Here is a 12,325-nt window from a genome sequence, read left to right as displayed (position 1 = left end):
CGACTCTAGTTAAAGTCTATTATGCCATAGAAAGAAACTAGGAATGTAACTTTTTGATAAGTATAATAAGAGTGATTCAAAATACTAATTAGATAGGATAGATTTTGTGAAAATTTCTAAGCGTACAAAGATTTCTCTACTAGTAGTTCTCTTATTACTTGCAGCTGTTTCCGTGACTATTCCTTTCTTATTTATTTTTTTCACAGTACCAATCTCGCTCGTGGCAGTAGGTTATTTTACAACGAAGAAAGTATTACCTAAATTACCAGAGGGCATGTTGTCTATTTTAATCAGTGTTCTTGCTGGTGGCGTCAGTGTTTTTCTAAGTGCGATTGTTTTGTATACGATTGTTGAGATGGGATACAATGGAAAGAGTAATGAAGAACTTGATCGACTAGATGTTTTAATGTCGGCAGGTGAAACAGCAAGAAACGTAACTGTATTTTTAGCCTTTTTATTTAGTTATCTAAATTTCATCAAATACCTTGATGCGAAGAGAGAAAAGAAAGTAAAGGAAAAGCAACAGAAGAAATGAGGAACATTGTGTCAAAAAAGTTTTGGTGGTCTATCGTAGTAATTTATATGAGTGGTATTTTTTATTTTTCCCATCAACCAGCTGATGTATCAAATGAGTTAAGTACGGGCATTACACAAATGATTATAGAAACAATTCAAAGTCTAACACGACAAGATTCGTATTCTATGGAAACAATTAATTATCTGCTTCGAAAGTCAACACACTTTGTAGCATACTTTGGACTCGCTCTTATTTTATGGCTAGCACTTGATCGTTCTAAAAAAAGATATTTGTACGCATGGGGATTTGCTACTCTTTATGCAGTAACGGATGAGTTTCATCAGCTATTTGTAGATGGACGAGGAGGACAAGCGAAGGACGTAGCAATCGATAGCTTAGGAGCCGCTACAGCTATGCTACTGCTGTATTCAGCAAATAAATTGGTCCGGAAATTCAAATCTCCGGACCGAATAAAGCATTAATTTGTTTGAATCGAAAGCAATCGAGCGCTTTCTAAACGTTTACGAACAGCAATACCTCCCATTGCTGCAAGCACCGCTTTTACAATCCCTAATGGAATAAATGGTGTAACCCCACCTGCAATGGCTGCTGTCCAAGTTAAATCTGCAGCAACCTTGAGCCATGCTGTTCCGAAGGCTAACGTGACAATCATCCCAATTAGGTTGGCAATGATTGCTTGTTTTACGGAAAAACTTGTTTTCTCAAGATACCAGCCAATTATAAATGCTGTTGGTAAAAATCCAACTAAATAGCCACCAGTTGGACCTACAAGAGAACCTAAGCCGCCACTCATCCCTGCGAATACCGGCGCACCGACTGCTCCAAGCAATAAATAGATTCCTACGGATAAAGTTCCGTAGCGGCTTCCTAAGATTGTGGCTGCTAGTCCAATTGCTAACGTCTGGCCTGTAATTGGGACAGGTGAGAACGGAAGCGGAATTGAAATCTGTGCGAATACCGCAATGATTGCTGCAAATAATGCACTAACAATCATCATCTTTAACTGTTCATTTCTCATGTTGCTCATCCACCTTTATGTAAAATGAGTTAACCTATTATTTATTTCGGTTAACACATATTAAGAGTACTGAGATTTTACGCTGGAGTCAAGTAAGTTTTTAAAAGTTAGGGGGAAGAAGATGAGACCATTTGCAAGTAGTGTCTTGTATACAATACTAGTTCTCTTTTTGGCAGGGTGTGTCGTAATTCCTCTTGAATTTGATTTGTCCGAAACCGAAAAGGTGAAAATTGTTCTCCCATCAAGTGTGGAGCCTGTCGATCTTTCCACGTACGAACAATCGCTGCTTGATAAAGTAAACGTAGCACGAGCAGAAGTTGGTGTGGAGCCTCTACTCTATGATCCGAGTGTAGCAAAAGTGGCGCAGCTTAAAGCACAGGATTTGCTTACCTCGAATTATTTTGATCATGTATCGCCCACGTATGGCGGACCTAGCGATATGTTGACCCAATTCGGAATTAAGTGGCGTGCGTCTGGGGAAAACATTGCGGCGGGGCAACGTTCAGTAGAGGAAGTACATGAAGGATGGATGAACAGTCCAGGCCATTATGAAAACATCGTCAGTCCTTTATTCACTCATATCGGGTTTGGATTTACAGAAGGCGGCGGAGACTACGGAACCTATTGGGTGCAGATGTTTACCGCCTACTAACCGGGCGTTTATTTCCTTTAGAGAAGGGAATACTTTTACCAATTCGAGTAAAGGGAGTGTTGGATGATGGAGGCAAAACAAACGGCATTACGAATTTTAGAGGAAAGTCGCTTAGGCACAATGGCAACGGTTAGTGAAGGAAAGCCACATAGTCGCTATATGACTTTTTTTAATGAAGAATTTACATTGTATACACCTACAAGTAAAGGTTCTGAAAAAGTAGATGAGCTTGAATCTAATCCTTATACACATATTTTAATCGGTTATGATGGGGAAGGTTTTGGAGATGCGTATTTGGAGATTTTAGGGCGCGTTTCGATATCTGAAGATGATAGTTTGAAAGAGAAAATTTGGAATGACCGGATGAAAGCTTGGTTTGACGGACCGAATGATCCAAATCTCGTGATTTTGAAGGTAACTCCTGAGTCTGCACGTTTAATGAATAAAAAAGGCGAAAAGCCGCAAGACCTTTCGCTTTAAAAATTTACTTGTTTTTCATAATCAATACCATGAGCTTAGCGCTTGTGGTATTTTTTGTCTATTACTTGTCACTTTTATGTGCGTTTTAAGCAGTTGAGTTCCATTGCGGGACTGCTTTCCGAGGGCGCGTCGTGAGCCTCCTCGGCCCAAGATCACGCCTGTGGGGTCTCACGTTCCGCTTTTGATCCCTTCGGAGTCAGCCCCTCCACTCCACCCAACTTTAATCACATCAAGAATGTTGCCTAATGAACACATGCTCAGTTTGATTTTAAAGCTTTTATCGAAACTCGAATAGTTTTCATAGTACTCGCTGTCCTCAACTATGTTTGTTAAGATGCTGAATCGAGCCTTGCATTAGCACAGCTCGTTTGATACTAAGTTAGTAAGAGCAAGATAGTCTAGTTTTGTAAACAGCTAGAGGCGGAGCCGACTCAGCGAAATATGGAAGGAACGACTTCCTGCAAGAAAGCACTTCAATTAGACGGATTCAGCTGGAGAAGATTGTGTAAGGGGAAACTAAGAAGAATCGCGCTGGGGCCGCTCGAATTGAGCGGCCCCAGTCCTTTTCGTTCTTAATTTGTTCTTGAAAGCAATCATCGGAAGATGAATCAGGCTATTTAAAGTACATTCTGGTTTGCAATCAGTCAGTTTCACATCTAAAGCTACTCCTCCCGCGGTTCTAGATCCACCGGACGAATAGTTCCCCACGGACTGACATAAATAGTGGCTTTCAAATCAACAGCCTCTTCTAGCACCAGACCTTGTCCCTGTTCTACATAAAACTGTTCCAAATTCTCTACGGACACCCTATTCCCCCAATAGGTGCCATCAAGCGCTCCGAAGAAATTCTCTGCCTCTATTCGATCTATCGTAGCATACCCATCTTCTCCTTCAGTCAATGAAAAGTGAACTTGATCTCCATCTTGAAAGCCTGCATCCCGAACTGCATCATTTATGTCCGGATATTGAAGAAGAACATATTCTCCATAGAACGGATCCCAAGGGTCATACGGTTCAGCGCGTAATACAAACTCATCGCCAAACCAAGTCGTTGCATAATAGCTGAGTAGAATAGCGCCTACTGCAAGTGTTTGAATAAGTGGTAAACTGAACTTTTTCATTGTGCAGCACCTTCTTTCCGGCGGTTCAACCACCAGCCGATTCCTGCAAGAACAAACAATAAAATCGCGCCCAGTAAGAAGAACAATGCCATATCAAGTCGTTGCCATGCATAAATGAAGTAAATCACAAATTGGATCAAAATAAAGAACAAGAATCCGCTTTTTAACGATCGGCCCTCGCGCTGTGCGAAGAATAAATAGCCAAAACCAAGTAGTTCGGCCAAAATCGTTAAGCCGATTGCCGTCTCATCAAAGAGAAGTAATCCAATCACGCCAAGTGCTGCTACCCAGACAATTTGTCGGTCCTTCTGCCATGCGAAGAATCCAAATAGAAGGGCAACTACTGCTAGAGAACTGGATTCTAACCAACTCAAATCGACCAATGAAAAATCAGTTTCAGCTCTCGCAATGAGATATCCAATTCCAGTAATCGCTGCAATGACTTGAATCAATGGGCGGATAACTAGTTTTTTGTCTGGTAGAACAAAAACTAGCGCAGCTAATACAAAAAGTGTCCAAAGCGGCCAAAGTGCACTCTCATACTCAACGAGTATCCAAAGGACGAGACCTGCTCCAAACAAATGAAGATAACTAAACGCAATGGCTTCTGGTCGATTCGTCACATAGAAATGCGTTGCAGTGATGGCAATGAATACAATCCATTCAACCCAGCCTACATCAGGCATGAACGAGAATAAGAGTAGTGTCCCCGCTATAAAACTAGCGACAGAAAACAATGGATGCTTCACTAAATAGAGATGAGCTAAAGCTGCTATATAGGCTAGCCAAGGTAGAATGGAATTTGAAGTAGATAAATGAAATGTTTGAAGAGTCACTAAAACGGCTGCAATAAAGAATGCGTACCCTGTTAAATAGAAAATCAAAGGCTGACCAATCTGCTTCTTTTCAGAAAAGTAAGCCAGTACATACGCAATCCACATGAAGAGAAGAATTGTAACGGTTTTTAAAATGTCTGGAATAACACTCCAGTTTGCTGCTATAAAGCTAAAGACCGCAAGCGTTAGAAAGATGAGACCAATAGAAAGTAATAAAGGGATCTTGCGTTTGACCGGTTGTTTTTCTTCGTATTGAAGAATTGCATTTACAGCCGCTTGATCCAGTATGCCTGCCTGCTGCCACTCCGACAATTTCTTTTGCCAATCGTGCATTTTCTCCACCTCCTACTTGAAGTATACTCCTACTTTTTCACTTTTGCCTATCAAAATATACCTTATTTTGAGGTATACTGTAGAAGACATAAACGAGGGGGAAAACAGGTGAAAACACTATTATTAACAGGCTTCGAGCCATTTTTATCTTTCTCACTTAATCCGACGATGAAGATAGTAGAAGAGTTACAAGGAGAGGAGATAAATGGCTACAAAATTTGTGGGCGTATACTTCCTGTAGATTTCAATCGGTCCGAAGACGTACTGATTGAACTTTTAAATGAATTGAAACCAGATATACATATCTCTCTAGGACTTGCGGGAGGCCGAACGAAAATAACTCCAGAGCGCGTTGCCATCAATAGTAAAGATGGAGATGCCGACAACGAAGGGCACGCGCCCCAAGACGAACCTATTGACCCGAACGGACAAGAAGCATTCTTCTCAACACTTCCCATTCGTCAAATGATTCAAGCCCTAACGGCAGCTGGATACCCAGCAGAGATTTCAAATACTGCAGGTACCTATTTGTGCAACAACATCATGTATGCAGGACGTCGTTACGCAGAGCAGCAAGCACCCACAATGCAATCTGGATTTATCCACATTCCAGCTTCACACGAATTAGCAATTGAGCATGGAAGAGTACCAAGTTGGTCCCATAATGACCTAGTATCTTCTATCCGCATTTGTTTGCAAGTTGCTACAGAAAACTAGGAGGACTACCAATGAACGAACTATATAATCGCTGGCTTGAGTCGGAGGCATTAGATGAGGAGTTACGCTTAGAACTACTCGGAATGTCCGACGAACAAAAATTCGATGCATTTTATCAAGAATTAGAATTTGGAACAGGAGGGATGCGGGGAGTGATTGGTGCAGGGACGAATCGGTTGAATATCTTAACCGTTCGCCGTGTTGCTCACGGAATCGCTGCTTATATTCAGTCGCTTGCTCCAGAAGAGAGCGAAAAAGGATTTGTGATTGCCTATGACAATCGAAGAAAATCTCCTGAATTTGCAGCAGAGGTTGCGGCTGTACTAAGTGACTGTAAGATTGAAGTCTATTTGTACGCTGAGCCGAGAACAACGCCTCAACTGTCTTTCTCTGTACGTGAATTAGGGTGCTCGATGGGAATGATGATTACAGCAAGTCACAACCCACCTGAATATAATGGTTTGAAGATCTACGGGCCAGACGGGGCACAGTTAAATCTTGAAGATGCAGAAAAAGTTGTAGCATCTATACAGCAAATTGGTGCACCAGAAAGTTTGGATGCCCCTACTTATGCAAATAAGAATGTAACGAAGATTGGCGACGAGCTAGATACACGGTATTGTTCAAAAGTTGAAACCGTGCTATTCAATAAAGAAAAGCTTCAGTCAACTTCATTGCGCACACTATTTACACCTCTTCACGGGGCTTCAGGAACTACTGTACGAAAAATTGTAGACAACCTACAGGTATCCAACTTTGCCTATGTAGAGGAGCAGATGAAGCCGGACGGAGAATTCCCTACGTTAACATCCGCAAATCCAGAAGATGAAAGTGCATTTGAACTTGCGATTCACTACGGAAAGCACCACCAATCGGACCTTCTAATCGCTGTCGATCCAGATGGTGACCGAGTAGGACTTGCAGTTTGGCATCAAGGATCCTATAAATTATTGAATGGAAATGAGACCGGAGCACTGGCACTACACTTCATTCTTTCCCAACACCAAAAAGCCGGGACTCTACCCGAACATGGTTATATCTACAAAACAATTGTAACTTCGGAAATGGGACGTGCCATCGGTGAGAGTTTTGGCATGACTGTAGAAGATGTTTTAACTGGGTTCAAGTTTATTGGAGAGAAGATTCGGGAGAACGAACATGACCCATCTTACGAATTTTTATTCGGATACGAAGAAAGCTATGGTTACCTTGCCAAAGATTTTGCGCGTGATAAAGATGCGATCCAATTAGTGTTTGTTTTAACGGAAATGGCGAACTATTATTTAGAACGCGGAATGACACTGCTAGACGGCTTGGAAGAGTTATATGAAACCTATGGCGTATTTAAAGAAAAATTGATTTCGGTCACAGTAAAAGGGGCAACAGGTGCTGATAAAATCAGTAAAGCTCTTGAAATGGTTCGCCAGGAAGCCCCTTTTGAGTTAGCAAACAGCGAAGTTGTCTATATTGAAGATTATCTTTCCCAAGTTCAAAAGTCCCGCACAATAGAGAAAGCTTTAAGTCTTCCAAAAGCAAATGTCCTAAAATTTGTTTTATCTGATGGAACTTGGGTTTGTTTACGCCCTAGTGGTACTGAACCAAAGATAAAGTACTACTTTGGCGTACACAAATCGACAATAGAAGAAGCAACTACTAGACTAAATGAAGTAGCTTCTTGGGTCAATAGTTGGATGGAAATGAAATTAAATTCGTAAACTTTCCCAACCCCCAAGTCCTATCTTTTTAAAAACTCGGTTGCTATACTTAGTTACAGAAGAATAGAGCTGAGGAGGAATCAACATGAACAGTACAAGTATTCTTGCAACACGACCGATGGATCAGTTATATGTATCTGGACTAAAGAAACGTTTTCTCGAAACTTTAAAGGAAGAATCTATGGTTTTTTCAAGCCATGCACCAAACCGAGTCCACGCAGTCGTTCAAGCCGTTTTTGAATTGATGAATCAAGAACGCGTGGTTGAAGCCTCAAAAAGTGAAATTGCAGAGCGTGCGGGATTGACTCTCTACTTCGCTTCTCAAATTTTGAAGCAGCTTGAAAAAGAAGGCTATGTTCTACTACGTCGTGGTATCATGGTCCTCCAATTTAAATAAGACCCCCAAATCACAGTCTCCTACAATAAAGGTGACTGTGATTTTTTATCGTCTCGATTAGAGTCTAAGAGTGATTGAAATACAATTCCCGTAATTGAGCCAAAGCCTTTTTCTTTCTCTTTTTTACGCCAGCAGTAGATAGACCGATTGCAGTTGCTATTTCTTCGGCTGTCAAACCGTGAAAATAACTTAAGTAGAGCACTTGTTGATAAGGGAGTGGTAAACTATTGATTACTAATTTTATCTGTTCCGAAACCGCTTCTACCTCTATAGAAATAAAGTAAGAGTCTTCCATTGGAACATCCTTAAATGATTTTTTTAACTCATCGAGCACACTTCCATACATGCAGCGATAAGCGTACCCTGCAAACGATCCTTTTGACTCTTCATAGTTCATTGATGCTTTCCAAAGTGCAATCATAGCGACTTGACGAAAGGTTTCATGATCTTTATAGATGAACGTTTTACGTAAGATCGAACTAATCATCGGTTGGTAGGCTTCAGCAATTTCTTCAAAAGAGGGCATGTTTTTTGTCCTTTAGTACTTGTACAAGTAGGGTTTTCCTAGGTGAGTCTTACTTTACAGAGTTCCTCTCGTACGTGCGAACAGAGCAAGTGAACGTTTGGGATAGCAAACGTAGTCGTTTACACTACAAAACTACAAATTTGCAAAACGAAACTTTCATAAAATGAGGAAAATTCAGATAAAAGTATTTACTGGCTAAAAATGGAACGCTATACTGAAATTAGTCGGACTTAAGAAGGAGAAGTAAATGAAGATAGGTGAACAGTGGAGATTATCTGGAGTGGATAGTCGATCGATCTATGCTGTGGCAGGATGGTATATACACCCTTTCAAATCAATTATTTTCACCAAAGACGGTGTGCACTATTCAGAACTAACAGCATTTCAAGTGTTAGAAGAATTATGTATTCGCAATGGAGCGTCTTACAAAGGAAGGGAAGAAGCGACGCGCGCTTTAAGTAATCGGCGTTATACGAAGAAAGTACCGGTTTTAATAGCAACACCAGGTGTGGCGGCATTCCCAACGTGCTCTCCGAATCATCTGGATTGTGTATGGTTATTCAATCACTTCATGACCTTCACAAAACTAACGGAATCGAAAACTCAAGTGGAGTTTCTAAATGGAGAAAAAATCTGCGTTAAAGCTTCAGTAGCCATGTTAGAGAAACAGAGGAGTCGAAATTTCAGTGTTGTTGGCTTTTATACACTTCATACATACTAAAAACCCCGTCTGAGGACGGGGTTTTTACATGTAGATTATTATTGAACGCGAGCGTATCCGAAACCTGATGCATAGTCATCGCCGACTGCAGCACCACGGCCACCTAAGATATCATTTGCTCTTGCACGGTTTTGTAAGTTTGTACGTAATGTAGCTGCCGTCCAAGTTGGGTTTTGTGCCCAAACTTTTGCTGCTAGACCTGCCACGTGAGGAGACGCCATAGATGTACCACTGATAGTGTTGTAGCCACCATTGTTCCAGGTAGAGTAGATTGCTGCACCTGGAGCAGAGATTTCAACATCACCAACACCAATTACATAGTCCCCATCTGTTGCTGTGAACCCACGAGAAGAGAAGTCTGCTACGCGAAGAGTTCCATTTTCTAGACGGTTTTCAAGAGCTGCAACAGCGATTGCATTGCGAAGTGCGCCTGGGTAACCGATTGAACCTTGTGCCGGACCAGAGTTCCCAGCTGCTGCAACTACTAGAACACCCTTTCCATATGCATAGTCTACTGCACTCGAGATTAAGCTGTTGTTAGCAGAAGAACCTAAAGACATGTTGATAACAGTTTTTGTACGAGTAGCTGTTGCTTGATCCGCTGCATGGCGAATTGCTGCTGCGATGTCATCTGAGTATCCTGAACCATTATCACCTAATACTTTGTATGCCCATAGGTCTGAATCTGGAGCAACTCCGTAAAGTCCAAGTTTGTCACTACCGCCGTCTGCTAATGCAGAACCTGCAACGTGCGTACCGTGTCCATTAGCATCGTTACATTGACCATTCGTTAAACCAGCTGCCGTCGTGAAATCTTTACATTGCTCCACAGTGTTCACAAGGTCGATGTGGTTAACATTTACACCTGTATCAAGAACTGCGATGTTAATGCCACCGCCACCGCTTGTAGAGGCCAAGTTATTATTATTGTAGATGGACTTGATTCCCCAAGGAACTTGTTGTGTAGGTGTTTGCGCTGTTGTCTGAACAGTACCTGGCTTTTTTGCTGCGCGCAAGTCAGCTGCTACAGTCACTTGATCAACTTTCGTCACTTTAAGGTTCTTGTTCTTTTGCAATGCAGCAAATTGTTTTTCCGTCATCTCAGTAGAGAATGAGTTGCCATTAGCAAACTCCCAACGTTTCCCGTAAGTTGCTTTAGCGGAATTCAATTGTGCTTTCGATTGACTCATTGTTGATACGCCGCCGCCACTAGAAGCTGATGCTTCAATAAGAACACGAATCTTTTCGCCACCATTTGCATTCACGTTTACTTCAGCTGCTGCTACACTCGTCATCGAGCCAGCCATAGATAATGCCAGTAATCCACTCATCACGATTGCTTTTGCTTTGTTCATCTTCATACGTCTCTTCTCCTCCACCATTGTCTGATTTTTTCGTCCTCATTATGTAGGACTCCCTTTTTTGGTATCGCTTTGATTCTGCATGTTCGCTACTTTTAACGAGCGAGTGTCCAACCACTCACCCCTTCATTAGTAGACTCAGTACCAAGGGATACGTTCAAAAGGTTTCGTGCGAGCGATTCAGTGGAATGATAGCGCTAAGCATTCTACTTCACGATTTCGCACAAGCTGTTCCCGATCTTCTTTGCAAAGAGCTGGGTGTGGTGCTGATATGACTATAGCATGGGCAGAATATTTTGTTTATTGGGAAAACTTTAGGGCGAATATTTGTTCTCTTTTCCCAACATTTTCTACTATTTCCCTGTCTATACATTCCATTATTTGTTTTGTAAATTCCGAAAATTTGTTCTAAAATGAAGAAGAGCCGAGGGGAGGTCGAGGAAAAATGAAGATAGGATCCTTAATTAAGTTCCATCGTACAAAGCAAGGTCTTACGCAACAAACCCTTGCAGATGGGATTTGTTCCGTTCCTCATTTGAGTAAGATTGAGAACAACAGCAAAGAAGCCAACGAAGAGACAATCCGCTTACTCTTAGAGCGCCTAAGTATAGACTTGCAGGATGTTGAGAAGTTAGAAGTGGAGATTAAAGAGCTGTTGAAGCAGTTTACAGATCAGATGTATTATCTTGAGGTGGAAGAAGCAAAAATTACTTTTTCAAATTTACAATTGAAAGAGGAATTAATTCCATTTACAGAGTACTTATATTTATACGAATTATTTAAAACTCGTTTTTATCTACTGCTTAACTCTATAGAAAAAGTTGAAAATCAACTTAAATGGTTAAATGCTCATAAGTCAAACTTTTCCCAACAAGAAATGTATTTACACAATTATATTAGTGCATTAGTTTTAATGTTAAGGGGGAATATGGAAGAAGCAGATAAACAGTTAAGTGAGTTGATTGAAAAAAGTTTCATTTCTAGTGAGCATTTAGGAGAACTTAGTTATAATTTTTCCTTAGTTAAATCTTCTCTGAGTGAGTATGGCGCTTCAATTTATTATGGTAAAAATGCTTTGCAACAGTTTAAAGAGGATTTTAATTTTGTTCGTATAGTAAATACTCAGATGCTTTTAGCAATCAATTATTCTAGGGCCAATATGTTTAATGAAGCTGAAGAAAGTTATAAGCATTTAATAAGAAATACAAGAATCTTGAAGATGAGTAACCTATTACCAAGAATTTATCATAATATGGGCGATTTATATTATACGATGGACAATCATGAAAAATCTTGTTTATACTTTGACAAAGCAATGGACCTTTTACCAGAAGAAAGTGAGCTCTATATGCTTTGTTTGTATAATAAAGCTATTTCTGAAAATCAATTAAATGATAAAGAAAATAGTGAAGCGAATTTTAAAGAGTTGTATTCTATTGCATCTAGATCGAAAATTTTACATTATCAATTGTTTTCAAAGTTTTATTCCATGTATATTAATAATCAAGAGGCAGATGCTATGAATTTCTTAGAGCATAAAATACTTCCTTACACCAAAAGGCATTTAGAACTTAAAGAGTCACACCGACATTTTGCACATTTACTATCAGAATATTATAAAGATAGAGGGCAATATGATAAAGCTTTGGAACTTTTAAACTAAGAGGAGAGATTAATTATGAAAAAAGGTATATTATTTGGAGCGATTTTAGTATTTGCTTTGGCTTTTTCTTTATCGGCAGATGTAAATGTACTTGCTGGTCCAGACTTTTTGTCTCCATTTGGACCATCGAAACCACCAACAATTCCAATCTTGCCACCAATAGGTTGAGTAGAGGCTGGGACAAAACCTAGACTCTAATTGAAAAAGCGCGCACTGCAGAAAATTCTGCGGTGCGCGCTTTTTGTGT

15 protein-coding genes are annotated in these 12,325 nt (G+C 40.5%); 10 read left to right on the top strand and 5 right to left on the bottom strand.

The window, feature by feature from the left end:
* Positions 1-106: 106 nt before the first annotated feature.
* On the top strand, positions 107-535 hold the full coding sequence (locus AB5N96_RS06240; RefSeq protein WP_204590545.1) for a hypothetical protein: 429 nt from the start codon (positions 107-109) through the stop codon (positions 533-535).
* A gap of 8 nt (positions 536-543) precedes the next feature.
* Complete coding sequence (locus AB5N96_RS06235) at positions 544-999, top strand: VanZ family protein (RefSeq protein ID WP_499704966.1); 456 nt, start codon at positions 544-546, stop codon at positions 997-999.
* Here the strand turns inward: AB5N96_RS06235 and AB5N96_RS06230 are convergent.
* Positions 996-1,556, bottom strand: a complete 561-nt coding sequence (locus AB5N96_RS06230) for a biotin transporter BioY (RefSeq protein ID WP_499704965.1) — start codon at positions 1,554-1,556, stop codon at positions 996-998. The two genes, AB5N96_RS06235 and AB5N96_RS06230, sit on opposite strands and share 4 nt — an antisense overlap.
* A 121-nt stretch (positions 1,557-1,677) precedes the next feature.
* On the opposite strand from AB5N96_RS06230, the gene AB5N96_RS06225 reads away from it, so the two are divergent.
* Both AB5N96_RS06225 and AB5N96_RS06220 read left to right on the top strand, forming a co-directional pair.
* A complete protein-coding gene (locus AB5N96_RS06225) occupies positions 1,678-2,208 on the top strand; it encodes a CAP domain-containing protein (protein WP_499704964.1) in 531 nt (176 codons plus the stop codon).
* A 66-nt stretch (positions 2,209-2,274) separates the two neighbouring features.
* On the top strand, positions 2,275-2,688 hold the full coding sequence (locus AB5N96_RS06220) for a pyridoxamine 5'-phosphate oxidase family protein (protein ID WP_499704963.1): 414 nt from the start codon (positions 2,275-2,277) through the stop codon (positions 2,686-2,688).
* 662 nt (positions 2,689-3,350) lie between these two features.
* On the opposite strand, the gene AB5N96_RS06215 is transcribed toward AB5N96_RS06220, so the two are convergent.
* Positions 3,351-3,809: a GDYXXLXY domain-containing protein gene (locus AB5N96_RS06215; protein ID WP_499704962.1), complete on the bottom strand. Its 459-nt coding sequence runs from the start codon at positions 3,807-3,809 to the stop codon at positions 3,351-3,353.
* Positions 3,806-4,978 carry a DUF2157 domain-containing protein gene (locus tag AB5N96_RS06210; protein WP_499704961.1) on the bottom strand — a complete coding sequence of 391 codons (1,173 nt, stop codon included), beginning with the start codon at positions 4,976-4,978 and terminating at the stop codon, positions 3,806-3,808. Before AB5N96_RS06210 ends, AB5N96_RS06215 begins: the two co-directional genes overlap by 4 nt.
* Positions 4,979-5,086: 108 nt before the next feature.
* Here AB5N96_RS06210 and pcp point away from each other — a divergent pair, with 108 nt between their 5' ends.
* The 3 genes from pcp to AB5N96_RS06195 all read left to right on the top strand — a co-directional run bounded on the left by pcp (position 5,087) and on the right by AB5N96_RS06195 (position 7,807).
* Positions 5,087-5,695 carry a pyroglutamyl-peptidase I gene (gene pcp / locus AB5N96_RS06205; protein ID WP_499704960.1) on the top strand — a complete coding sequence of 203 codons (609 nt, stop codon included), beginning with the start codon at positions 5,087-5,089 and terminating at the stop codon, positions 5,693-5,695.
* 11 nt (positions 5,696-5,706) lie between these two features.
* Positions 5,707-7,410, top strand: coding sequence for a phospho-sugar mutase (locus AB5N96_RS06200; RefSeq protein WP_499704959.1), 1,704 nt, complete (start codon positions 5,707-5,709; stop codon positions 7,408-7,410).
* A gap of 85 nt (positions 7,411-7,495) precedes the next feature.
* Positions 7,496-7,807 (top strand): hypothetical protein, encoded by a 312-nt coding sequence (locus AB5N96_RS06195; protein ID WP_392454341.1) that lies wholly within the window; start codon positions 7,496-7,498, stop codon positions 7,805-7,807.
* Positions 7,808-7,871: 64 nt separating this feature from the next.
* Here AB5N96_RS06195 and AB5N96_RS06190 read toward each other — a convergent pair whose 3' ends face one another.
* The gene (locus AB5N96_RS06190; RefSeq protein ID WP_499704958.1) at positions 7,872-8,333 is read right to left on the bottom strand and encodes a sigma-70 family RNA polymerase sigma factor; all 462 of its coding nucleotides are present in this window, start codon (positions 8,331-8,333) and stop codon (positions 7,872-7,874) included.
* A gap of 247 nt (positions 8,334-8,580) precedes the next feature.
* Between AB5N96_RS06190 and AB5N96_RS06185 the strand changes: the two genes are divergently transcribed.
* Positions 8,581-9,054 carry a competence protein ComK gene (locus AB5N96_RS06185; protein WP_204590534.1) on the top strand — a complete coding sequence of 158 codons (474 nt, stop codon included), beginning with the start codon at positions 8,581-8,583 and terminating at the stop codon, positions 9,052-9,054.
* A gap of 38 nt (positions 9,055-9,092) precedes the next feature.
* Here AB5N96_RS06185 and AB5N96_RS06180 read toward each other — a convergent pair whose 3' ends face one another.
* On the bottom strand, positions 9,093-10,409 hold the full coding sequence (locus AB5N96_RS06180) for a S8 family peptidase (RefSeq protein ID WP_499705090.1): 1,317 nt from the start codon (positions 10,407-10,409) through the stop codon (positions 9,093-9,095).
* 451 nt (positions 10,410-10,860) lie between these two features.
* Here AB5N96_RS06180 and AB5N96_RS06175 point away from each other — a divergent pair, with 451 nt between their 5' ends.
* Positions 10,861-12,078, top strand: a complete 1,218-nt coding sequence (locus tag AB5N96_RS06175; protein ID WP_499704957.1) for a helix-turn-helix domain-containing protein — start codon at positions 10,861-10,863, stop codon at positions 12,076-12,078.
* 15 nt (positions 12,079-12,093) lie between these two features.
* Positions 12,094-12,246: a hypothetical protein gene (locus AB5N96_RS06170; protein ID WP_499704956.1), complete on the top strand. Its 153-nt coding sequence runs from the start codon at positions 12,094-12,096 to the stop codon at positions 12,244-12,246.
* The last annotated feature ends 79 nt before the right edge of the window (positions 12,247-12,325 follow it).

This window comes from Chryseomicrobium imtechense (assembly GCF_041475995.1).
In the GTDB taxonomy this organism is placed as follows: domain Bacteria; phylum Bacillota; class Bacilli; order Bacillales_A; family Planococcaceae; genus Chryseomicrobium; species Chryseomicrobium aureum.
This window is presented reverse-complemented; position numbering and strand designations above follow the sequence as displayed.